Origin of the sequence: Labrys sedimenti (assembly GCF_034424805.1) — a bacterium.
GTDB lineage: Bacteria > Pseudomonadota > Alphaproteobacteria > Rhizobiales > Labraceae > Labrys > Labrys sedimenti.
Map to the genome: position 1 here is coordinate 36,970 of NZ_JAXOUF010000001.1, position 20,784 is coordinate 57,753.

Consider the following 20,784-nt stretch of genomic DNA (forward strand, 5'->3'; position numbering starts at 1 on the left):
TCCGGGCCGCCGCCAGAGGTTGGGGCCGGGGTCTCGCGAGCCGGTCGGAGAGGTCAAGTTTCCGACCGAGTAAAAATGTCTTGGAGGTCATCTCATGACGATGAAGTCAGTTCTTCTCGGCGCCGCCGCCGGTATCGCCGCCATCGGCGCTGCCCAGGCCGCCGATCTGCCCATGACCAAGGGCGAAGCCGTTGAATATGTGAAGGTCTGCTCGGCCTTCGGTGAAGGCTTTTTCTACATTCCCGGCACCGACACCTGCCTGAAGATTGGCGGTGAAATCCGCGCCAAGTACTATGCTTTCGGCGGCACCGGTTACAACCGCAACGACAACCGCTCGGCTTTCGATACCCAGGCTCGCGTCTGGTTCGATGCCCGCACCGAGACTGACTGGGGCTTGCTGCGCTCCTACTTCCAGATCAACGCTGACTCTAACCGGCTCGTGGGCCGCGGTGGCGGTGACGGTCGGCGCAACGACTTCACCATCGACAAGGCCTTCATCCAGTTCGGTGGCCTGACGGCTGGTTACGCCCATTCGTTCTTCGGCTTCTACGACAACGAATATGGCGATACCCTCGAGGGCAATTACTATGCCCAGGTCAACACCGTTAACCTGCTCGCCTACACCGCCCAGTTTGGCGGCGGTTTCAGCGCTACGCTGTCGATCGAAGACGGTCGTGACCATCGTGTTCTTGGAACGAGCACGCCGGTTGATATCAACGGGACGCTCTATGGTTACCGTGAAGGTGGCCAGCAGGTTCCCGATGTCGTCGCCCAGTTGCGTTGGGATCAATCCTGGGGCTCCATCGCTGTTCAGGCGGCTGGTCATCAGTCTCGTTCGGGAACCGGTTACAGCATCGACACGAATGATGATGGTATCGCGGACACTGACGTCGTCGTTCGGCGCAGCAATAAGTATGGCTATGCCGTCGGTGCCACCGGCTTGATCAAGATCCCCGCGATCGATGGCTGGTTCGTCGTGGAAGGTCAGTATGCTGACGGTGCTCTGGACTACCTGGGCGCGAACAACACCTTCGTGGCTCAATCCGACCGCTTCGTGAACGCTGCGGGTCGGGTCGATGCCGGTAAGGGTTGGTCGATCACCGGTGAATTGGGCGGACGCATCACGCCGCAGTTGCAGGCCGTTCTGGTCGGCAGCTATATCGATACTTCGTTCGACAGGCTCTCGTCTCTGGGTGACTACGGCATCAAGGAATTCACCGTCAGCGGCAACCTGACCTACACGGTTGTCAAGGGCCTGAAGGTCGCCGGTGAAGTTGGCTACACCCATGGCAAGGTAGACCACGGTATTGATCCTCTGCCGGGTCATGACAGCTACAACAACTGGCTGGCCGGCATGCGCATCACGCGCCAGTTCTGATCATTCAACTGGAATATTCGAGGAAAGGCCCGGCGAAAGCCGGGCTTTTCTTTTTTGAGCGAGACATTTAGATTGCCTTGCGGGTTTGTGGCATCGATCGATCTCATCTTACGATGATCGACATATGTTAGTCGCCCTCTTGTCAAAGGCATGAGCCCGTTGCGGACGCCTCAGGCACCGATACAGGTGATCGTCGAGAGCACCGGGAAATATCGCCTATTGTATATTCTATTCGGGACGATGGTGTCGTGGTCCCGTTGCCTGTTTTCCGATGTGAGCTGAACGCCACTTTGCGATCGCCTGGGGGCATGTGCCATGTGCCATGTGCCCGTTCCAATTTAATCCTCACCACCGAAACGACGCTACGGCCAAGAGGCAGGCCATAGCGGACGTATACGTATACCTGAGCGGCATAGGCGATCCCAAACCCCAGCGTCCAACGAATGCGCGTTCCATGTGGCCGATTCCTCCGCCGGATGAGGTTCGCTTGAATCACGCCTCAAGCGCGACGGCGCGAAGCTCGATAATTCGACCGCCTTGATTCCAGATCGATGTCTCGGAAAAGGGGAATCGATCTGGATGACTGATCAGAAGAGGCGCAAAGCGATCATGTCCCCCTCGAACTTCCGGAAACCCCGCCGCCGTACAACTGGATGCCGGACCCTAACTTTATGCAGCGAAATTATGTCATTCGAGCGCGAGGAGGGTCTGAAAAGTCCAGATTTTCGCTGAAACCGAGCCTAATTGTGGCGAAAATGCTGCGTGTGTCCTTTTTGCTACACAGCTTCGCCAAAATGTTACGACCCCAGGTTGCTGGGTGTAATCGCTATTGTACAACCAGAGGCAGTGAAGCAATGTCATGACAACGATTCACTCGATGGGTCGTGTCCAGATTGCAAGTTTAACGTGTGATCGGGGTCTCGCGAGTCGATCGGAGCACCAAGCGGCGCTTTCGATCAAATAATAACTGTCTTGGAGGTCATCTAATGACGATGAAGTCCCTTCTCCTCGGCGCCGCTGCTGGTATTGCCGCCATCGGCACTGCCCAGGCTGCCGATCTGCCCATGACCAAGGGCGAAGCTGTTGAATATGTGAAGGTCTGCTCGGCTTTCGGTCCCGGCTTCTTCTACATTCCCGGCAGCGACACCTGCCTCAAGATCGGCGGCGAAATCCGCGCCGACTACCGCGCCTTCGGCGGCAAGCGTCCTTCGGAGTTCGCTGCTGCTCGCAAGTTTAGCCGCGATGACAATCGCACGGCTTTCAACACCCAGGCTCGTATCTGGTTTGATGCCCGCACGGAGACCGAATGGGGTCTGCTGCGTTCTTACTTCCAGATCAATGCCGATTCGCATCCGATCAGCTCCGGCGGTCGCAACAGCGCCTATAACGGCAACACCTTCTCGATCGACAAAGCTTTCATCCAGTTTGGTGGCCTGACCGCTGGTTATGCCCACTCGTTCTTCGGTTTCTACGACAATGACTACGGTGACACCATCTGGGCGCCGTATTACGCCGAGAGCAACACCGTCAACCTGCTCGCCTATACCGCCCAGTTTGGCGGTGGCTTCAGCGCTACGCTGTCGATCGAGGACGGTCGCGATCATCGTGCCGGCACGCTGCCTCCGTTCCGCAATGCGGCTGGTGACCTGATCGGTTTCCGCCAGGGTGGTCAGCAGTATCCGGACATCGTTGGTCAGCTGCGTTGGGATCAGTCTTGGGGCTCGATCGCAGTGCAGGCTGCTGCTCATCAGTCTCGCTCTGGTGAAAATTACGGGGTCGACAACAACGGCGACGGTGTTGTGGACGAAACCGTGATTGTCCCGCACAAGAGCAAGTTTGGTTATGCAGTCGGTGCTACTGGCTTGATCAAGCTTCCCTTCATCGACGGTGGTCATTTCATTGTTGAAGGTCAGTATGCTGATGGGGCTACCGACTATCTCGGTGCAGGCAACAGCGTACTGGGTTCGGGCGATTACTTCATCAATAATGCCCTTCGTTCGGACGCCGGTAAGGGTTGGTCGATCGTTGCCGAACTCGGTGGCAACATTACCCCTGTCCTGAATGCTAACCTCGTCGGCAGCTACATCGACACCAAGTATGATCGGTTCTTTGTAACCAGCGCTGGCGCCAGTGCTGACTATGGCATCAAGGAATTCACGATCGCTGGTAATCTGACCTACACGATCGTGAAGGGGCTGACGATCGCTGGCGAAGTTTCCTACACTCGCGTTCAGCAGGACAATGGTATTGCGATCACTGACGGTGAAACTGTCACCGGCTTCCGCGACGACAAGGCCAATGTCTGGCAGGCTGGTATCCGCCTGAAGCGCGTGTTCTGATCGTTCTTCGATCATTCACAAAAGAGACCCAGCTGCGCAAGCAGCTGGGTTTTTTGTTGGCGAGTACCTAGCTCAGCAGTTTGACTGGGATCACGGATTGGCGCCAATATTGCTCTTGCCAAGGATCGGTTATTTCATTTTGTTTTCTGCACGAAGAAATCCTCAATATAATGCAAGAGTTTTTTCTCACTCTCTCTCGGGTATTCAAGTCCGGCAGGTGAAGTCGAAAGCAGATTCATCGTCGCGTTGATCTCGAAGATCAGCAGACTGCCGTCTTCTGCGAGATCGAAATCCATGCCGAAAATCTCGAGCGGCATTATTTCCGCGATTGTTTGAAGCTTGCTATGGATACTCTCGCCCAGTTCTCGCTCCGGATCGAGGACGATACGATTGGCAACATCCAGGAGATGCGGGTTTTCACGATAGAAAGCCTGCCGATCGGGTGCGCGACGGGCCCGCACGTTCCAATGGCTGCTGTAATCGGCGCGGACGATGATGGGGCGCTTGTTGACGAAAGCCGCGCGCAATGAGCGGAAACCGCCGTCAGTATGGCCAGTCTGAATATAGGTGATTGCGTAAAATTGCAGGCCGTCAAGCTTGTCCAAGGTTTCACGAAGGGCCTGTCGATCATCGATGCGCCACGTCCCCGCGCCCATCTGCTGGAAGACCGTGCGAATGATGACCGGATAACCGCAGCGGTTCTCGATATCCTCGATCAGAGCGGGCCTCTGCTCCTTGTCGCTTTGATAGCGATGGACTTTCGGAAAGATGATCCCGGGGATATTGGCGAAGCGCTCGGAATTCTTCTGGCGCGTGGCTTGCACGGCAAGTCTGGGGTGATTGATTACCTTGATATCGAGGCTATCCTCCAGTGCGCTGACACGCCGCAGCGTGTCCTCAACCATCAATTGTTCGGCATTGACGACATTGTTCAGGGCCAGAGCCGGACGTGGCATGCCGCGCAACGCCTCTCCAGCCGTGGGAGAATCCACCAGAATTGACATGAAGCGAAAACGTTCGGCAAAAGCCCGTGCCAATTGCGAGGGGAAGTTGCTGCTGTAATGGTGGTCATGAGGCTGCCGGAAGTCGGTGATGAGGCCAGGCGAGCGGTTGAATACGGCAAGCACGAATTGCTGGGAGGGGGAGGCTTCGGCGAGCAGGACGGGCATGCTGGCAACGAAGCGCTGACTGCTTTGGCCGCAGGCGGCACGATCATTACGCTCATACGCAAGTGCAGCGCGAACCGCATGCAGGTTGGGTAACGCCTCTCCCGGACCGAAATTCCGGTCCAGCGCGACGAAGGCTTCGTCATTCCGGCCGGCATCGTGCAGCATTTCGGCGATCAGCAGTGCAAATTCGACGTCCTCTCCCATCGTGGACAGGTGGGGGAAACCGGTCGCGAGCGCCCGGTCGGCAAGGCCGATGTCTTTGAGGGCGCTGACAAGACTGGCGATGGTACCCTGCTCGACGGCGTCCGGGACGCGCCCCGAGGGCCAGGCACCTGGCAAATAGGTCGCGGCGGCTGCCTTTGCTTCTTCCTGTCGGCCAGATTCAATCAGGAGACCAAGCAGATTGTTGAGATTTCGATAGGCGAGAGGAACCGTTGTGCGATCCTGCAGACTCAAGCGCAGCAGGCGTTCGGCTTCTTCGGGGGCTCCGCCCTGTTCCCTGGCGACGCCGAGAAGGCCGAGAAGATCGACGCTGTCGGGCTGCTGCTTCAGAAGTTCCAGATAGGCCGAAATCGCCTGGTCGATATGCCCACTGCGATGCAGCGCGACGGCATGGTCACGGCTGACTTGAAAAGGCGTCGACATTCGGGGACCTCTAGCGGGGCAGTACTTCTCTCCTAGCGTAGCGAGGGTTCCAGCCAAACGGAACTACTTCCGCCTGCAGGGCGAAGAATTGATCATACTGCGTCACGACCCTCTAACGCGACTTCAGGCAGAATCGCCTTGACGTTGCGGCGTGCTCTTTTTGCAACGCGTCGTGTCAATAGTCGGTTTGCGGAGGTTCGGTCTGCTGCATTTCATTGAGTTGCCTTGGCTTTTGCCGCACTCTGCAGCCAAAGGTTGTGCGGCTGGAGCTGGGAGTCGTCACCTTCGGGGGAGAGCGATGAAGGCAGTGGCGATCAGCCTTGCCGGTGCAATCTTGGGGGCTGGTGCTGCCCATGCGCAGGATTTGCCGGTCGGCAAGGGGGCGCCGGACAGCTATCTTCAGGCCTGCGTCGACATGGGGGTGGGGTTCTGGCGGCTGCCGGGCAGCGATACCTGCGTGAAGATCAGCGGCGAAGTGCGGGCCGACTATGTCGTGAGCCGCCAGCGAACGCGCGAGGATGACTTCAGCGGGTTTTTCACGCGCGGCCAGATCGGTTTCGACGCCCACACCGATACCGACTACGGCCTGCTTCGTTCCTTCTTCCTGATCGATGCCTATGTCGGCCCGAGGACGACCACCGAATTCGTGATCGACAAGGCCTTCCTCCAATTTGGCGGGCTGACGGCCGGCTATGCCCATAGTTTCTTCGGCATCTACGACCTCGACTATGGAAATGATCTCCTGCAGCCCTATTTCGGCTATGCCGCCACCACCAACCTCATCGCCTATACGCAGGAATTCGGCGGCGGCCTTTCGGCGACATTGTCGCTCGAGGATGCGCGCGGTACGCGCAGCGATGTGCTGAATTTCTTCGGTTTTCCCGAACCGCGACGCCCTGCCGGCGGAACCGCGATGCCCGACATCGTTGGCAATATCCGCCTCGATCGCGATTGGGGCACGCTGGCCGTATTCGGCGCCGGCCACCAGATCCGCTATCCCGGGCCGCCGCAGATCGGCGGTTCCGACTATGGCTATGCCGTCGGCGGAGCCTTCGGTCTTAACCTGCCGATACGTTCCGGAGCCCATATCGTCGTGGAGGGGACCTACGCCAGCGGGGCCTCTGCCTATCTCGGTTGGCAGCAGATCGATGCCGCCTACGAGAATTTCAGTGGGCGCAAGGATATTGGCCGCGGCTGGACCATTACCGGCGAGGCAGGCATCAATATCACACCGGCGCTGACCCTGAACCTGCTCGGTTCCTACCTCGACTACAGCGCGGCGACCACGCGGGACTATGCCAATCCGGCGGCGCCGGATGTGCGGGGATGGGTGGCGGGCGGCAACGCTGTCTATACCGTAACCCGTGGTCTCTCCTTCGGCATCGAGGGCTTCTATTCATCCTATCGGGCCAAGGGCGGGCGGGACTTCTTTCCCTATGAAGAGGACATCCGGGGCTGGACCGGCGTGCTGCGCGTTCGCCGGACATTCTGAGCCGGAAATCTATTCAAAGCCTCTCGGTATCACCGGCTCTTGCCGCGAAGATCGTCCTCGATCAGCAAAGTGCTCTTGGTATCGAGGCGCGAGCGGTAGACCTGCACGTTCTCCAGCACGCGCTGCACGTAATTGCGCGTCTCCGTGTACGGAATACGCTCGACCCAGTCGATCGGGTCGACCTTTGGATCGCGCGGGTCGCCATAGGCCTTCACCCATTCGGCAACTTTGCCGGGGCCGGCATTGTAGGCAGCGAAGGTCATGATGTAGGAGCCGCGGAAGCGGCCGATCAGATCGCCCAGATGAGCCTCGCCCAGGCGCGCATTGTAGACCGGATCGCTGGTCAGCTTCTTGGCATCGAAGGCGATACCGGCGAGGCGCGCAGTCGCCTTGGCGGTCGAGGGCATCACCTGCATCAGGCCGCGAGCGCCGGCGCTGCTGACGACCTCGTGCCCGAACTCGCTCTCCTGCCGGGCTATGCCGTAGACGACGGCGCGTTCGACATTGCCTGAACTCTCGAAGCCGGGAATGGCGCCGATCGGAAAGGCGATCGCATCGAGCGGCAGGCCGCGCTGGGTGGCCGACTTGCCGACCGTGAGGGCCGTCTTGGTGTCCAGATTGTCGAGAGCAATCTGGCCGAGCAGGGCCAGTTGCTGGCTGTCCTGGAGTTGTCGACCCATGTCAGCCACGAGAATACGGGCATAGTCGCGCTTGCCGAGCGTGTAGAGCTGGTTGATGGCACGTACCGCCAGGAGGTCTTCGAAAGCCGCGCGGCTGGCGGGCGTGGCCTCGGGGAGGGCATTCAGGTCGAGCGTGCGCAGCCCCAGGCGAGCCCGGGCGATCTGGCCGTAATAGGTGATGGGGTAGCGCGCGGCTGCCTGGTAGAATCCGGTCGCCCCGGACTTGTCGCCGGCTGCTTCGGCAGCACGGCCCTGCCAGTACGCGCCGCGCGCAACCGAAATCGGCCGCTGGGAATCGGCGCTCAGATTGGCAAAATGCCGGGCGGCACTGCGAGGATCGTTCAGGAAGCGCAGGGCGATCCAGCCGCAATGGAACTCGGCCTCCATACGGGTCGTATCGCTTTCGGCGGTAAAACCGGCAACCACCGCATAGGCGGTACGGGCATCGCCTTGATCGAGCAAGGCGCGGGCCACGAGGCGCCGCTCCGTCCACCACTGGTCGGGGCGCACCAGTGCGGCGGCGTCGCGAGGGGCCTTCAGCAACAGGGCGGCGGCATCACGCGGCTTCTTCTGGCGCCTGAGATAGGCAACGCGCGCAAAGACATAGGCCGGGTCGGTGGAAACATTGGCGGCCAGCAGGGCGCCGGCATTCCTGGCCTGCCTGGCCACCGCAATGCGCTGCTTGGCGAGCGTCACCACATCCGGGCCTGCGCGGGCCGCAACGAGCAGGCCATCATCATAACTGCCATCATAGATCAGGCGGTCGGCGCGATATTTATGGTCGGCGGATGACAGCAGGGCGCCGTAGTCGCGCAGGATATCGCCCTCGAGCTGGCCGGACAGGCTGTCGTTGCGATAGGCGTCGCGAATGAGGGCGGTTGCACCCGTCTGGTCACCGTCGCGTTGCAGCACGGCGGCGAGGGCGACCTTGCCCTCGTCGGTCTCGGGCTGGGACGAGGCGAAGAAGGCACGCACCGCGTCAGCATCGGCTCCCTCATTGTAGAGAGCCTCCTCGCCGCGCCGCCGGATCAAGCCATTGCCGGGCCAGCTCGGATAGGCGGCAAGGAACGCCTTGATTCGGGTGAGGCCAATATGGCGGGCGGCGCTGCGGATGGCGATCCATTCTGCGGCGGCCTGGCTGGCCGGATCGGTAAGCGACCGGGCGAGGGTGTCGCCGCCGGAGCGGTCGCTACCCTCGTAGGCGGCAATCACTTGGCGCAGGACGTCGAGCTGGTTTACCAGCGGCGGGGGAACGATGATCGAACCGGTGATTTCGGTGTCGGGGCGGGCCGAGACCGCCGGGGGGACGGCGTCCGTGCGCAGCGCGACCGTACGAGACGAGTGCTTCAGGGTGGCATCGCCAGGCCGCGTGACCGGGGCGGCAAGTGCGCCGGTCAGCACCGCGACGAAGAGGGATGTACCCGTCATGAACCGCAAGAGCATTGCCGCCACGCCAATCCAGGTGACCCAGTTTGGCGATTGTCGCGTCCTCTGATTGACGAACCGTGAATGACGACGTCGGAATGCCGCATTCTCGCCATCAGTGAGGCACGAGGAAAAGGTGATTTTCAAGGCCCGAAGGCGGCGGATTCGGGGCTGCTGCCTTAAAAAGTGGCAATCTGGGGCCGACTCATTCCATTAACCAGAGCGATGCGAAGATCATCCCGTTGAAATGGGGCGTTTTCGGCCCCCAATCGGCGCCAATGCTCTTTTCGTGACCGGGTGGCTCGTATATGTCTGGCCCCGGCTGAGATCATCAGGGCAGCCATCCGATTGGAATCCGTGGAGTTGAGATGATGTCGAAGGCAAAGTTCAGAGGGTCGCTCACCGCTTTGGTGACGCCGTTCCGCGACGGCGCCATCGACGAGAAAGGCTTTCGTGACTTGATCGACTGGCAGATCGCCGAGGGCACCAGCGGCCTCGTGCCTGTCGGCACCACCGGCGAAAGCCCGACGCTTAGCCATGCCGAGCATCACAGGGCGGTGGAGATCTGTATTTCCCAGGCGAATGGTCGCGTGCCCGTGATTGCCGGCGCCGGCTCGAACAATACCGTCGAGGCCATCGATCTGGCGCGTCATGCTGAAAAGGCCGGCGCCGATGCCGTGCTGGTGGTGACGCCCTACTACAACAAGCCGACCCAGGAAGGGCTCTACCAGCACTTCAAGGCTGTCAACGACGCCATCGGCATTCCGATCTTCATCTATAACATCCCGCCGCGTTCGGTCGTCGACATGTCGGTGGAGACGATGAAGCGCCTCTACGAACTCAAGAACATCATCGGGGTGAAGGATGCCACCGGCAATCTCGCCCGCGTGTCGCAGCAGCGCCAGCAACTCGGGCCGGATTTCATCCAGCTCTCCGGTGAGGACATGACGGCTCTCGCCTTCAACGCGGCCGGTGGCCAGGGCTGCATTTCGGTGGTTTCCAACATCGCGCCGCGGCTGTGTGCGGACTTGCAGGAGGCGACGCTGCGCGGAGATTACGCTTCAGCCCTTGAAATTCAGGACCGCCTGATCCCACTTCATGGGGCGACCTTTCTGGAGCCGGGGCTTGCCGGGGCCAAATGCGGCCTGGCCATGCTGGGGCGCCTGAAGGAAGAGGTGCGGCTGCCGCTGCTGCCGGTAACGGATGGGGCACGTACCCAGATCCGGCAAGCGATGGTGCATGCCGGGTTGCTCAATTGAAACACTGAAGCGGGGGAGGCAATCCCTCTCCGTCCGAAATGGTCAGGCACTCTGCCTGATCGAGGAAACGCTTCGAAAAACAAGAAGGTAGAGTCTATTTCGAGCATTTTGCTTGAAGACTCTCTCCAGGTGATACGTGGCGGACAAGAAGGACGGTGCTCGCAAGCTGGTTGCCGACAACCGCAAGGCTCGGTTCAACTACGAATTGATCGACACCTTCGAGGCCGGGATCGTGCTGGCCGGAACCGAAGTGAAATCTTTGCGCCTGGGCAAGGCGACGATCGGCGAATCCTATGCCGGACCATCCGGCGAAGAGTTGCTGCTCTTCAACGCGGACATTCCCGAATATCTGCAGGGCAATCGTTTCAACCATGAGCGCAAGCGTCCGCGCAAACTGCTTTTGCATAAACGCCAGATCAACAAGTTGATCGGTGCCGTGCAGCGCGACGGCCTGACGATCGTACCCACCAAGCTCTATTTCAACGAGCAGGGCAGGGCCAAGATCGAGCTGGCTCTCGCCCGCGGCAAGAGCCTGGGCGATAAGCGTGAGACCGAGAAGAAGCGCGATTGGCAGCGCGAAAAGGGACGTCTGCTGCGGGACAAGGGCTGACGGCCAATAGACCGGCGTCCGGAAGGGACTTTTCAGCGGTCGAGAATGTCGCGGACGGTCTCGAAGACCGCGCGGAACATCGGTGTGGTCAGGCGGCCGGTATTGGTGTTGTAGCGGGAGCAATGATAGCTGTCGACGAGCTTCAGGCCGTCGATGTCGTGCTGCGCGTGATGGGCAAAGGGAAAGTGGGCTGGCCTGCGGCCGAGGGCCGTGACCACGCTGTCATGCCCGATCTTGCCGAGTGCCAGGATGACCTTGAGCTTCGCCATTTCCTTGACCGTATTGGCCAGGAAGGGACGGCAGGCGGCGATTTCGCTGCCGATCGGCTTGTTCTCGGGCGGCACGCAGCGCACGGCGTTGGTGATGCGGCAATCGACGAGTTCGAGGCCGTCGTCCGGGCGCTCGTCATAGGTTCCGGTGGCAAAGCCGAAATCGCCCAGTGTCTCGTAGAGCAGATCTCCGGCCCAATCGCCCGTAAAGGGTCTTCCGGTCCGGTTGGCGCCCTGGAGCCCCGGCGCTAGGCCGGCGATCAGCAGCCGCGCAGAGGCCGGACCGAAACTGGAAACCGGCGCATTGTGCCAATCGGGATGCTTGGCACGTGCCTGCAGGCGGAAGGCGACGAGCCTCTCGCAGAGCGGGCAGTCGCGCCCAGGTTCTTGGAATTGGCTTGCGGTCATCGACTACTCGAACAAAAGGCGTCTGGAAGAAAGCGCAGCTTGTTCTCGCTCCCTGTTTCCAAGCCTATCAGAAGGATTGGCTCGAGCGTCTTTGCGGTTCTCGCCGATTCCGTCAAATCGCAAACGCCCGGGCCCCGGAACGAGACCCTGGTGCGGACGGAGCCAGCAGGCAGGCTCCCGCCAATGGAACGCACCAATCAATCGTGCGAGGCGAGTTCTCGACCTATTGATCGTCTGATTGGCCACTCGAATTCGCCGACATGAAGCCAGGGGTCTGGCCGGCGAAGCCCTGCTGGGGCGGCTGGCGGGTCGGCGCGGGACCGGCCGGGAAATTGCCGCCGGCCTGTCCGCGCACGGCACGCTCCGACGGATCACGACCGATCTTGCTCTGAAGCGTGACGAGGTCAACGAACTCGTCCGCCTGGCGGCGCAATTCGTCAGCGACCATCGGCGGCTGGGTCGAGATGGTGGAGACCACGGAAACGCGCACCCCCTTGCGCTGCATAGCCTCGACCAGGGAACGGAAATCGCCGTCGCCGGAAAACAGGATCATATGCGAGATGTGATCGGCCAATTCCATGGCATCGATGGCAAGCTCGATGTCCATATTGCCCTTCACCTTGCGGCGGCCGGTGGAATCGACAAATTCCTTGGTCGGCTTGGTGACGACGGCATAGCCATTATAATCCAGCCAGTCGATCAGCGGACGGATCGACGAGTACTCCTGGTCCTCCACCAGGGCGGTATAATAGAACGCTCGCACCAGATAGCCGCGGCTGTGGTACTCCTTGAGCATTTTCCGGTAGTCGATATCAAACCCCAAGCTTTTCGCCGTTGCGTAAAGATTGGCGCCGTCAATAAAGAGAGCGATGCGTTCCTGGGTGTTGTTCATTCTTCTGCCAGTTGAGGTTCGTTCTGCTGATGCTCGGTTTGATCGAATGCGATTGAAATCGGTCTAAATTACAGTCTAGAATTAATCCCAAGGGCAACATCGAGAGGAGGCCCTCTGTGTAATCCCAGCGGAACGGCAGCAACGGCAAGTTTAGGTCCGATACATTCAGCTTGTGCCTATCGCGGTATAGAATGTCAAGGCTATCAGCATTGTCGTTAGATTGAGTGTTTTCCAATGAGAGTGTTGACAGGATTATTGCAATATCGAGACGAGCAGCCTCGATATGTAAGTCGAATGAGGTAGAACTTGTGGTCAATCTCGCGACCTCGAAGGCGGGAGGATACCACGGATTGGCCTTTTGGGGTTGCACAAACTTGGTTGACGGTGTAGTTGGCGCGCTTGATCCCAAAACACGGTACAGAAAGGCGTCGCCATGGCCCGCGTCACGGTGGAAGATTGCATCGACAAGGTCGAGAACCGCTTCGAGCTGGTTCTGCTGGCCAGCCATCGCGCCCGCATGATCGCCGGCGGCGCTGCGCTGACGGTCGATCGCGATCGTGACAAAAACCCGGTGGTGGCTCTGCGCGAGATCGCAGATGAAACCCTGACCCCGGACGACCTCAAGGAAGACCTGATCCACTCGATGCAGAAATATGTCGAGGTGGACGAGCCCGAATCGGATCCGGCCGCTCTCACCGCCGGCGATTCCGACGACAACGTCGCTTTCGACCGCATGTCGGAAGAAGACCTGCTGCGCGGCCTGGAAGGGCTGGTGCCGCCGGCCAACAACGGCTCGGACGACGAGGAATAAGCACTTCGCTTCCTCCCAGGCAATTTCAGCGGGCCGGCACCACCGGCCCGCTTTTCTTTTGCGCTGCACCCGTATTGAATAGCGTGATGCTTCGGTTCGACCGAAGCGCGGTAACGAGGTGAGCCGGGCGCGGCAACGCCGCCGGCGGGAGACTGTGAGTGACGGCGCCATTTCGCCTGATGCGGCAATACGAACTCGTCGACAAGGTGCGGGCCTATAACCCGGCCGTGAACGAGGATCTTCTCAACGCCGCCTATGTCTATGCCATGCAAAAGCATGGTGCCCAGTTTCGCGCCTCAGGCGATCCCTATTTTTCCCACCCCTTGCAGGTGGCCTCGCTTCTCACCGATCTCAAGCTCGACGACGCCACCATCGCGGCCGCCCTGCTGCACGACACCATCGAGGATACCGACGCCACGCGCGGCGAGATCGAACGCCGCTTCGGCAAGGAGATTGCGGCGCTCGTTGACGGGCTGACCAAGATCAAGAAGCTCGATCTGGTTTCCAAGGAAGCCAAGCAGGCGGAAAACCTGCGCAAGCTCCTGCTGGCCATCGTCGAGGACGTGCGCGTTCTCCTCGTCAAGCTCGCCGATCGCCTGCACAACATGCGCACGCTCAACTTCATGCGGGCCGAGAAGCGCGCCAGGATTGCCCAGGAGACGCTCGACATCTACGCCCCGCTTGCCGGGCGCATGGGCATGCAGGACATGCGCGAGGAATTGGAGGACCTCTCCTTCCACGAATTGCAGCCGGCCCATTACGAAACCATCGTCCGCCGCCTGGAAGGCTTGAAGCGTCGCAACGGCGCGCTGATCGCGGAGATCGAGAACGATCTGCGCGAGCGGCTGCAGGAGCGCGGCATCGAGGCGACGGTCAAGGGGCGGGAAAAGCGGCCCTATTCGATCTTCAAGAAGACCGAGCAGAAGCAGGTCGCCTTCGAGCAACTCTCCGATATCTTCGCCTTCCGCGTGCTGGTGAACAAGGTGGAGGATTGCTATCGCGCACTCGGCCTCGTCCACACCAAATGGCCCCTCGTACCGGGCCGCTTCAAGGACTACATCTCCACGCCGAAGCAGAACGACTATCGTTCGCTGCACACCACGGTGATCGGTCCGGGCCATCAACGCGTCGAGTTGCAGATCCGCACCGAGGAGATGCATCGCATCGCCGAGTTCGGCATCGCCGCCCACGCCCTCTACAAGGAGAACAAGGCTGGCGATAGCCTGCGTCTGGAAGGAGAGAGTCGAGCCTTCGCCTGGCTGCGCCGAACCATGGCGATGCTGGCCGAAGGCGACAATCCGGAAGAGTTCCTCGAGCACACCAAGCTGGAGTTGTTCCAGGACCAGGTGTTCTGCTTCACGCCGAAGGGCAAGCTGATCACCTTGCCGCGCGGGGCCAACGCCATCGATTTCGCCTATGCCGTGCATACCGATGTCGGCAACACGGCGGTGGGCTGCCGCGTCAATGGCCGCACCACGCCGCTGGTCTCCGAACTCTACAATGGCGACGAGGTTGCCATCATCACCGCCAAGCAGCAGACGCCGCCGGCGGCCTGGGAGACGTTGGTCGTCACCGGCAGGGCTCGGGCCGCCATCCGCCGCGCCACGCGCACGGCGGTGCGTGCGCAATATGCAGGGCTCGGCCAGCGCATCATCGAGCGCGCCTTCGAACGGTTGGAGAAGACCTATAGCCCCGATGCCTTGCAGGGGGCGCTCAAGCGGCTGGCCCGCAAGAGCGTCGACGATGTGCTCACCGCCGTCGGCCGCGGCGAAATGCGTTCGCAGGATGTGGTGCGGGCGGTGTTCCCGGACTTCAAGCTCGAACAGTCGAGCCATGCCGCCGCCGGGCTCGACGAGACCTGGTTCGGCCTGCAGGGCGGCCAGAATCTGCGCTTCAAGCTGCCTGGGGGCGGGGATCCGGCCAAGGCTGCCATTCCGGTGCGCGGTCTGATGGGCGATCTGCCGGTGCGCTTTGCCGAAGGAGGGGCGGTACCCGGGGACCGTATCGTGGCAATCCTCACGCCGGGCGAGGCGATCACCATCTATCCGATCCAGTCGCAGGCGCTCGCCGATTTCGAGGACAGGCCGGAACTCTGGCTCGACGTGCGCTGGGATCTGGAGGCGGCGCGCGCCGAGCGCTATCCCGCCCGGATCCAGGTAGTTTCGATCAACGAACCGGGCACGCTCGCGCAGATAGCCCAGGTGATCGCCGAGACAGACGGCAATATCGATAATCTCGCCATGCAGCGCCGTTCCTTCGACATGACCGAGATGATCATCGATATGGAAGTCTACGACCTCAAGCACCTGCTGGCCATCATCGATGGCCTGCGAGCCCGCAAGGTGGTGAGCGAGGTTCAGCGCGTGATCTGACGACGGGCCCCGCCTTCGATCGACTCTGCTTTACGGATGCGGGGTTAGCTGCATTGTCCGCCGATGCTGGTCATCCCGATCACCCGCCCGAACATCAGGCTGACGAGGACGGCACAATTGCGGTCATAGGCCAGGCCATAGCGGGCCAGGATCCGCTTCTGCTCGGGCAGAGGAATGGGCGGCGTGTCGCCGCGCTGGCGGAAGTCGAGACGATTGCCGAGATAGACCAGGCGAACGGCGCCCCCTTCATCGGCGCGAAAATCGGGCTTGCCGTAGCGCTCGACGAAAGCCTGTTCCGACGAGCCCATCGAAAAGAGCGGCCGGATACCGTCGTCACCGATCGTGCATCCGGTGAGCAGCAGCGACAGGCAGAAGATCAGTTTTCTCACGGCACTCGCACTCCGCATCTCGGGAAACAACGGGAAGTTGGCGGCTGAACCATGTTGCGATTAGACGAAGTCTCCCGAATGCGCAAAGGCATGTCCAAAACTCCCGTTGCCAATCCAAGAGCGGGACACCGCCGTTGGGCCTTCACGAAATTTTCGACCTCCAACCGGTGTCGGCCATTGATCTGTACGCCCCGGAAGCGTAGCCCGTACAACCGGAAAAACGAGGAGACGATGATGACGCAGGATGAGGTGCTGGCAGAATTCAGGGCGGCGGATGCCTTGCTGGAGGGACATTTCATCCTGACGTCGGGGCGTCATTCGGCCGTCTATCTGCAGAAAAACCTGGTTTTCACGGATCCGCCTCGTACCGAGCGCCTGTGTCGCGCCCTGGCCGAGCGTATCCGCGCGGCTTACGGTCCCATCGACATGGTGGTGTCGCCGGCCGTCGGCGGTATCGTGCCGGGCTATGAAACGGCGCGCGCGCTCGGCGCCAAGACGCTGTTCGTCGAGCGCGAGAACGGCCAGTTCCAGCTGCGGCGCGGTTTTGCCATTCCCAAGGGCGCTCGCGTGGTGATGGTGGAGGATATCATCACCACCGGGCTGTCTTCACGCGAATGCCTGGCCGCCATCGCCGACCAGCCGGGTGAAATCGTCGGCGCGGCCTGCCTGATCGATCGTTCGGGCGGCAAGGCCGACCTCGGCAAGCCCCTGGTGGCGCTTGCCACACTCGACATTCCCACCTTCGAGGCCGACAAATTGCCACCCGAACTTGCCGCCCTGCCGGCTGTCAAGCCCGGCAGCCGCTCTCTCTCGAACCAGGCCTGAACCATGTCCGCGACCGCCCTGCCCAAGGTGCTCCGCCTCGGCGTCAATGTCGACCACGTCGCCACCGTGCGCAATGCGCGCGGCGGCCTTTGGCCGGATCCGGTCCGCGCAGCGCATTTGGCGGTCGAGGCCGGTGCCGACGGCATTACCGCCCATCTGCGCGAAGATCGCCGCCATATCCGTGATGCCGACATCCGTCGCATTCGCGCCGAGGTGAAGGCGCCGCTGAATTTCGAGATGGCCGTGACCGACGAGATGCTGGCGATCGCGCTGGACGTGAAGCCGCATGCGGTCTGCCTGGTGCCGGAGAAGCGTGAGGAGCGGACTACCGAGGGAGGGCTGGACGTCAGGGCGGCAGAGGCCAATCTGCGGGCGGCGATTCCAAGGCTGAAGGGCAGCGGTATCCGCGTCTCGCTGTTCGTCGAGCCGGACAGGACGGTGCTGGAAACTTGCGCAGCCCTGGGAGCCGATATCGTGGAACTGCATACGGGCACCTGGTGCGAAGCCGTTGCCTCGGGCGAGAGCGGTCACGCCGCCGCCGAATTCGAACGCCTGAAGCTCGGCGCGTCCATCGCCGCCGGCCTCGGCCTCGAAGTGCATGCGGGGCACGGGCTCGATTTCGAGACCTCCGAAATCCTGGCTGTTGTGCCCGAATTCACCGAGTTCAACACCGGGCATTTCCTGATCGGAGAGGCTGTATTCGTCGGGCTCGCCGAGAGCATCCGCACTGTCAAAGCGGCAATGGCGGCTGGACGGAGCCGTGCCGGATGATCATCGGCATCGGCAGCGATCTTTGCGACATCCGGCGGATCGAGGATGCACTCGCCCGTTTCGGCGAGCGCTTCGAACGACGCTGCTTCACCGAAGGCGAACGGGCCAAGGCCGCGGGCCGGGCCGACAAGGCCGGTACCCTTGCCAAGCGCTTCGCTGCCAAAGAGGCCTGCTCCAAGGCCCTGGGAACCGGCGTCAACGGTATGGCGGGCATTCACTGGCATGACATGGAAGTCCTCAATGCCGAGAGCGGTCGGCCCGAATTGCGGCTGAGCGGCGCGGCCTTGCGCTGCCTTGGCGAGATGCTGCCCGAGGCGCATGAGGCCCATCTCCATCTCAGCCTGACCGACGAGCATCCCCTGGCGCAGGCCTTCGTGGTGATCGAGGCCCGGCCACGAGCTTGAGAGGAAAGGTTGTCCGCCGCCGTGCAATTGCCGAAATCATGCTGTCTCTGGCATCCGTCATTCCGGCGAATGATCGATGCTGCCCGGGCGTTTCGTCAGGCAAGGTATGGCGCTCGACGAGGAGGGACCCCGCTCTCGTTCGGCGCATGACCTTGCTTCACCAGACGCCCGGCCGGCAGGCTCTGTCGTTGCACCCTCAATCCGCAGGGGTTATAGCAGCCGCAACAGAGTTGTTTCGTTACAAAGCTTCCGGAGCTTGCCTCAGGGCCGGCTCCGGAAGCTTTGCGTAATTTCAAGGTTCTTGTGGGATCTTGGATCGGGGCAATATTTCGAGGCTCCGGTCCCCGCAAAGGACCGCCTCCAAAGATGGAAGATCGATGAGCGTGGCCAGCCAACCGAACAAGACGCCCGACACCAGCGGCGCCGCCAAGAAGACGTCGAAAGATGGCGGTATCGGCGAGCTCATCAAGATCATCGTTCACGCGCTCATCATCGCGCTGGTGGTCCGCACGGCCCTGTTCCAGCCGTTCAACATTCCGTCCGGCTCACTGATACCGACACTTCTGGTCGGCGACTACGTCATGGTCTCGAAGTACAGCTATGGCTGGTCGCGCTATTCAGTGCCGGTGATTTCCAGCATTCTGCCATCGGGGCGCCTGTGGGCCGGCGAAGGCCCCAAGCGCGGCGACATCGCCGTCTTCAAGCTGCCCAAGGACAATTCGACCGATTTTATCAAGCGCGTCATCGGCCTGCCCGGTGACCGCATCCAGATGCGTCAGGGCCGACTGTTCATCAACGGTACCTTGGTTCAGCGCGAGCAGGCCGGGACCTATCTGGTCAAGGATGAATTCGGGCGCGACAAGCAGGTGCCGAAATATATCGAGACCCTGCCCAATGGCGTGAAGCACGAGGTCATCGAGATCCAGGGCGACACTGGCTACTATGACAATACCGACGAATATGTCGTGCCGCCAGGCAACTACTTCATGATGGGCGACAACCGCGACAATTCCGATGATTCGCGCGATCTTGCCGCCGTCGGCTATGTGCCGCTCGACAATTTCGTCGGCAAGGGGCAGATCATCTTCTTCTCCGTCGCCGATGATGCCTCGCCACTCGCTTTCTGGCAGTGGCCGTGGACCGTGCGCGGCAGCCGGTTGTTCTCACTCATTCGATAGGCCAGGCCGATGGCACGAGGGGCAGTCCAGGCCCGGATGCCATCGAGCTCCACCAAGCACCGAAAGCATCCGTGTTGAAGAAGCTATTGTTCGGCATCGCCGGTATTCTCGGCCTCGTGCTCGCGGTTGGCCTGGGCACATTTCGGTTCTTCAACGTTCCGTCCGGCTCCAACCTGCCGACGCTGCGGGTCGGTGAATACATCCTGACTTGGCGTTTTGCTTATGGCGTGTCTGCGCGCACCCTTCCCCTACCGCCTGACAGTTTCAGGGGGCGGCTGCTGGCAAGTAACCCGCAACAGGGCGATATGGGCGTCTTTGCGACGCCCAAGGATGGCAGAACGATTTTTGTCAAGCGTGTCATCGGCCTGCCGGGTGACCGTGTCCAAATGCGCCAGGGCCGGCTGTTCATCAATGGCACCGTGGTTCCGCGCGAGCAGGCCGGGACTTATCTGACCAAGGATGAGTTCGGGCAAGACAAGCAGGTTCCGAAATATGTCGAGACTCTGCCCAACGGCTCGCAACACGAGATTATCGAAATTCAAGGCGACGGCGGTTATTACGATAACACCGCTGAATATGTCGTGCCGCAGGGCAGCTATTTCCTGATGGGCGACAATCGCGACAATTCCGACGACTCGCGCGATTTGGACACTATCGGTTATATACCGGCTGACAATTTTGTCGCAGAGGCCTGGAGAATTCTCGTCTTGGCGGGCAAGGACGAACAGCGGCAGTTTAAAATCATACAATGAGTTCGAAGAAGAAACCTCCGCTCGAAACACTGGAAGCCGCGCTCGGCCATGTCTTTGCCGATCGCTCTCTTCTGGAGCGGGCGTTGACCCATATCAGTTTCCTCGATGGGCCAGGCCGGCTCGCGAGCTATCAGCGCCTTGAATTCCTCGGCGACCGTGTGCTCGGGCTGGCGGTCGCGGACATGCTCTACCGCGTCTTCCCCGATGACGAAGAAGGCGCCATGTCGCGCCGGCTTTCAGACCTTGTGCGCAAGGAGACTTGCGCAGCCGTCGCCACCGACTGGGGCGTTGGTCCGCACGTCAAGCTTGGCCTCGGCGAAGCCCATTCGGGCGGGCGCAAGCGCGTCACCACGCTGGGCGACGTCTGCGAGGCCCTGATCGGCGGCGTCTTCGTGGATGCCGGCTACGAAAAGGCGCGCGCCGTGGTCGAAAAGGCTTGGCGCGAGCGGCTCCACGCCCCCGTTCGGCCGCCCAGCGACGCCAAGACGGCGCTGCAGGAATGGGCTCAGGGCAGGGCCCTGAAGGCGCCGACCTACCGCCTGGTCTCGCGGACCGGACCCGATCACAATCCGCGCTTCGTGATTGCCGTCGACATAGAGACGCTGACGTCGGCCGAAGGCGAAGGCAAGTCGAAGCGCCTGGCCGAGCAGGCCGCCGCAGCCGCCTTCATGGCGCGGGAAGGCATTTCCCTGGAGGAGCGTCGCGGCTGATCAGGT

Annotated in this window: 18 protein-coding genes; 13 read left to right on the forward strand and 5 right to left on the reverse strand. The window is 61.1% G+C overall.

The genetic code is table 11. The features are described 5' to 3' along the window. Positions 1-94 precede the first annotated feature (94 nt). Complete coding sequence (locus tag U1R88_RS00140; protein WP_322429493.1) at positions 95-1,378, forward strand: porin; 1,284 nt, start codon at positions 95-97, stop codon at positions 1,376-1,378. Positions 1,379-2,364: 986 nt separating this feature from the next. After that, positions 2,365-3,717, forward strand: coding sequence for a porin (locus U1R88_RS00145; protein WP_322429494.1), 1,353 nt, complete (start codon positions 2,365-2,367; stop codon positions 3,715-3,717). Positions 3,718-3,851: 134 nt separating this feature from the next. Here U1R88_RS00145 and U1R88_RS00150 read toward each other — a convergent pair whose 3' ends face one another. Then, complete coding sequence (locus U1R88_RS00150) at positions 3,852-5,531, reverse strand: ATP-grasp domain-containing protein (protein ID WP_322429495.1); 1,680 nt, start codon at positions 5,529-5,531, stop codon at positions 3,852-3,854. Positions 5,532-5,829: 298 nt separating this feature from the next. On the opposite strand from U1R88_RS00150, the gene U1R88_RS00155 reads away from it, so the two are divergent. Beyond that, a complete protein-coding gene (locus tag U1R88_RS00155) occupies positions 5,830-7,023 on the forward strand; it encodes a porin (RefSeq protein ID WP_322429496.1) in 1,194 nt (397 codons plus the stop codon). A 29-nt stretch (positions 7,024-7,052) separates the two neighbouring features. Here the strand turns inward: U1R88_RS00155 and U1R88_RS00160 are convergent, their stop codons facing one another. Further along, positions 7,053-9,131 carry a lytic transglycosylase domain-containing protein gene (locus tag U1R88_RS00160; protein WP_322429497.1) on the reverse strand — a complete coding sequence of 693 codons (2,079 nt, stop codon included), beginning with the start codon at positions 9,129-9,131 and terminating at the stop codon, positions 7,053-7,055. A gap of 365 nt (positions 9,132-9,496) precedes the next feature. Between U1R88_RS00160 and dapA the strand changes: the two genes are divergently transcribed. Further along, positions 9,497-10,387: a 4-hydroxy-tetrahydrodipicolinate synthase gene (dapA, locus tag U1R88_RS00165; protein WP_322429498.1), complete on the forward strand. Its 891-nt coding sequence runs from the start codon at positions 9,497-9,499 to the stop codon at positions 10,385-10,387. 136 nt (positions 10,388-10,523) lie between these two features. Continuing rightward, complete coding sequence (gene smpB / locus U1R88_RS00170; protein ID WP_068287624.1) at positions 10,524-10,997, forward strand: SsrA-binding protein SmpB; 474 nt, start codon at positions 10,524-10,526, stop codon at positions 10,995-10,997. Between the two features lie 32 nt (positions 10,998-11,029). Here the strand turns inward: smpB and U1R88_RS00175 are convergent, their stop codons facing one another. Both U1R88_RS00175 and U1R88_RS00180 read right to left on the reverse strand, forming a co-directional pair. Continuing rightward, the gene (locus tag U1R88_RS00175) at positions 11,030-11,674 is read right to left on the reverse strand and encodes a uracil-DNA glycosylase (RefSeq protein ID WP_322429499.1); all 645 of its coding nucleotides are present in this window, start codon (positions 11,672-11,674) and stop codon (positions 11,030-11,032) included. Positions 11,675-11,897: 223 nt separating this feature from the next. Continuing rightward, positions 11,898-12,566, reverse strand: a complete 669-nt coding sequence (locus U1R88_RS00180; RefSeq protein WP_082979707.1) for a LabA-like NYN domain-containing protein — start codon at positions 12,564-12,566, stop codon at positions 11,898-11,900. Between the two features lie 433 nt (positions 12,567-12,999). On the opposite strand from U1R88_RS00180, the gene rpoZ reads away from it, so the two are divergent. Together rpoZ and U1R88_RS00190 are read left to right on the forward strand one after the other, a co-directional pair. After that, entirely contained in the window at positions 13,000-13,377 is a 378-nt protein-coding gene (gene rpoZ / locus U1R88_RS00185) for a DNA-directed RNA polymerase subunit omega (protein ID WP_068287631.1), read from the forward strand. A 179-nt stretch (positions 13,378-13,556) separates the two neighbouring features. Continuing rightward, positions 13,557-15,749: a RelA/SpoT family protein gene (locus U1R88_RS00190; RefSeq protein WP_156771507.1), complete on the forward strand. Its 2,193-nt coding sequence runs from the start codon at positions 13,557-13,559 to the stop codon at positions 15,747-15,749. 44 nt (positions 15,750-15,793) lie between these two features. Here the strand turns inward: U1R88_RS00190 and U1R88_RS00195 are convergent, their stop codons facing one another. Beyond that, a complete protein-coding gene (locus tag U1R88_RS00195) occupies positions 15,794-16,138 on the reverse strand; it encodes a hypothetical protein (protein WP_322429500.1) in 345 nt (114 codons plus the stop codon). Between the two features lie 234 nt (positions 16,139-16,372). Between U1R88_RS00195 and pyrE the strand changes: the two genes are divergently transcribed. From pyrE to rnc, 6 genes are all read left to right on the forward strand, one after another. Continuing rightward, positions 16,373-16,963 (forward strand): orotate phosphoribosyltransferase, encoded by a 591-nt coding sequence (gene pyrE, locus U1R88_RS00200; protein WP_322430472.1) that lies wholly within the window; start codon positions 16,373-16,375, stop codon positions 16,961-16,963. A 3-nt stretch (positions 16,964-16,966) separates the two neighbouring features. Then, positions 16,967-17,734 (forward strand): pyridoxine 5'-phosphate synthase, encoded by a 768-nt coding sequence (locus U1R88_RS00205; RefSeq protein WP_322429501.1) that lies wholly within the window; start codon positions 16,967-16,969, stop codon positions 17,732-17,734. Further along, the gene (gene acpS / locus U1R88_RS00210) at positions 17,731-18,138 is read left to right on the forward strand and encodes a holo-ACP synthase (RefSeq protein ID WP_322429502.1); all 408 of its coding nucleotides are present in this window, start codon (positions 17,731-17,733) and stop codon (positions 18,136-18,138) included. Before U1R88_RS00205 ends, acpS begins: the two co-directional genes overlap by 4 nt. A 377-nt stretch (positions 18,139-18,515) precedes the next feature. Further along, on the forward strand, positions 18,516-19,316 hold the full coding sequence (gene lepB, locus U1R88_RS00215; RefSeq protein WP_068287645.1) for a signal peptidase I: 801 nt from the start codon (positions 18,516-18,518) through the stop codon (positions 19,314-19,316). A gap of 71 nt (positions 19,317-19,387) precedes the next feature. Next, the gene (gene lepB / locus U1R88_RS00220) at positions 19,388-20,068 is read left to right on the forward strand and encodes a signal peptidase I (protein WP_322429503.1); all 681 of its coding nucleotides are present in this window, start codon (positions 19,388-19,390) and stop codon (positions 20,066-20,068) included. Then, a complete protein-coding gene (gene rnc / locus U1R88_RS00225; RefSeq protein ID WP_322429504.1) occupies positions 20,065-20,778 on the forward strand; it encodes a ribonuclease III in 714 nt (237 codons plus the stop codon). Before lepB (U1R88_RS00220) ends, rnc begins: the two co-directional genes overlap by 4 nt. Positions 20,779-20,784: the final 6 nt, after the last annotated feature.

What these genes read in the sequence shown, in the direction of transcription:
- rpoZ (WP_068287631.1), top strand. Translation starts at nt 13,000, where the DNA reads ATGGCCCGCGTCACGGTGGAAGATTGCATCGACAAGGTCGAGAACCGC.
- U1R88_RS00140 (WP_322429493.1), top strand. Translation starts at nt 95, where the DNA reads ATGACGATGAAGTCAGTTCTTCTCGGCGCCGCCGCCGGTATCGCCGCC.
- U1R88_RS00160 (WP_322429497.1), bottom strand. Translation starts at nt 9,131, where the DNA reads ATGACGGGTACATCCCTCTTCGTCGCGGTGCTGACCGGCGCACTTGCC.
- dapA (WP_322429498.1), top strand. Translation starts at nt 9,497, where the DNA reads ATGATGTCGAAGGCAAAGTTCAGAGGGTCGCTCACCGCTTTGGTGACG.
- U1R88_RS00155 (WP_322429496.1), top strand. Translation starts at nt 5,830, where the DNA reads ATGAAGGCAGTGGCGATCAGCCTTGCCGGTGCAATCTTGGGGGCTGGT.
- U1R88_RS00145 (WP_322429494.1), top strand. Translation starts at nt 2,365, where the DNA reads ATGACGATGAAGTCCCTTCTCCTCGGCGCCGCTGCTGGTATTGCCGCC.
- rnc (WP_322429504.1), top strand. Translation starts at nt 20,065, where the DNA reads ATGAGTTCGAAGAAGAAACCTCCGCTCGAAACACTGGAAGCCGCGCTC.
- U1R88_RS00175 (WP_322429499.1), bottom strand. Translation starts at nt 11,674, where the DNA reads ATGACCGCAAGCCAATTCCAAGAACCTGGGCGCGACTGCCCGCTCTGC.
- U1R88_RS00180 (WP_082979707.1), bottom strand. Translation starts at nt 12,566, where the DNA reads ATGAACAACACCCAGGAACGCATCGCTCTCTTTATTGACGGCGCCAAT.
- U1R88_RS00190 (WP_156771507.1), top strand. Translation starts at nt 13,557, where the DNA reads ATGCGGCAATACGAACTCGTCGACAAGGTGCGGGCCTATAACCCGGCC.
- lepB (WP_068287645.1), top strand. Translation starts at nt 18,516, where the DNA reads ATGAGCGTGGCCAGCCAACCGAACAAGACGCCCGACACCAGCGGCGCC.
- pyrE (WP_322430472.1), top strand. Translation starts at nt 16,373, where the DNA reads ATGACGCAGGATGAGGTGCTGGCAGAATTCAGGGCGGCGGATGCCTTG.
- U1R88_RS00150 (WP_322429495.1), bottom strand. Translation starts at nt 5,531, where the DNA reads ATGTCGACGCCTTTTCAAGTCAGCCGTGACCATGCCGTCGCGCTGCAT.
- acpS (WP_322429502.1), top strand. Translation starts at nt 17,731, where the DNA reads ATGATCATCGGCATCGGCAGCGATCTTTGCGACATCCGGCGGATCGAG.
- U1R88_RS00205 (WP_322429501.1), top strand. Translation starts at nt 16,967, where the DNA reads ATGTCCGCGACCGCCCTGCCCAAGGTGCTCCGCCTCGGCGTCAATGTC.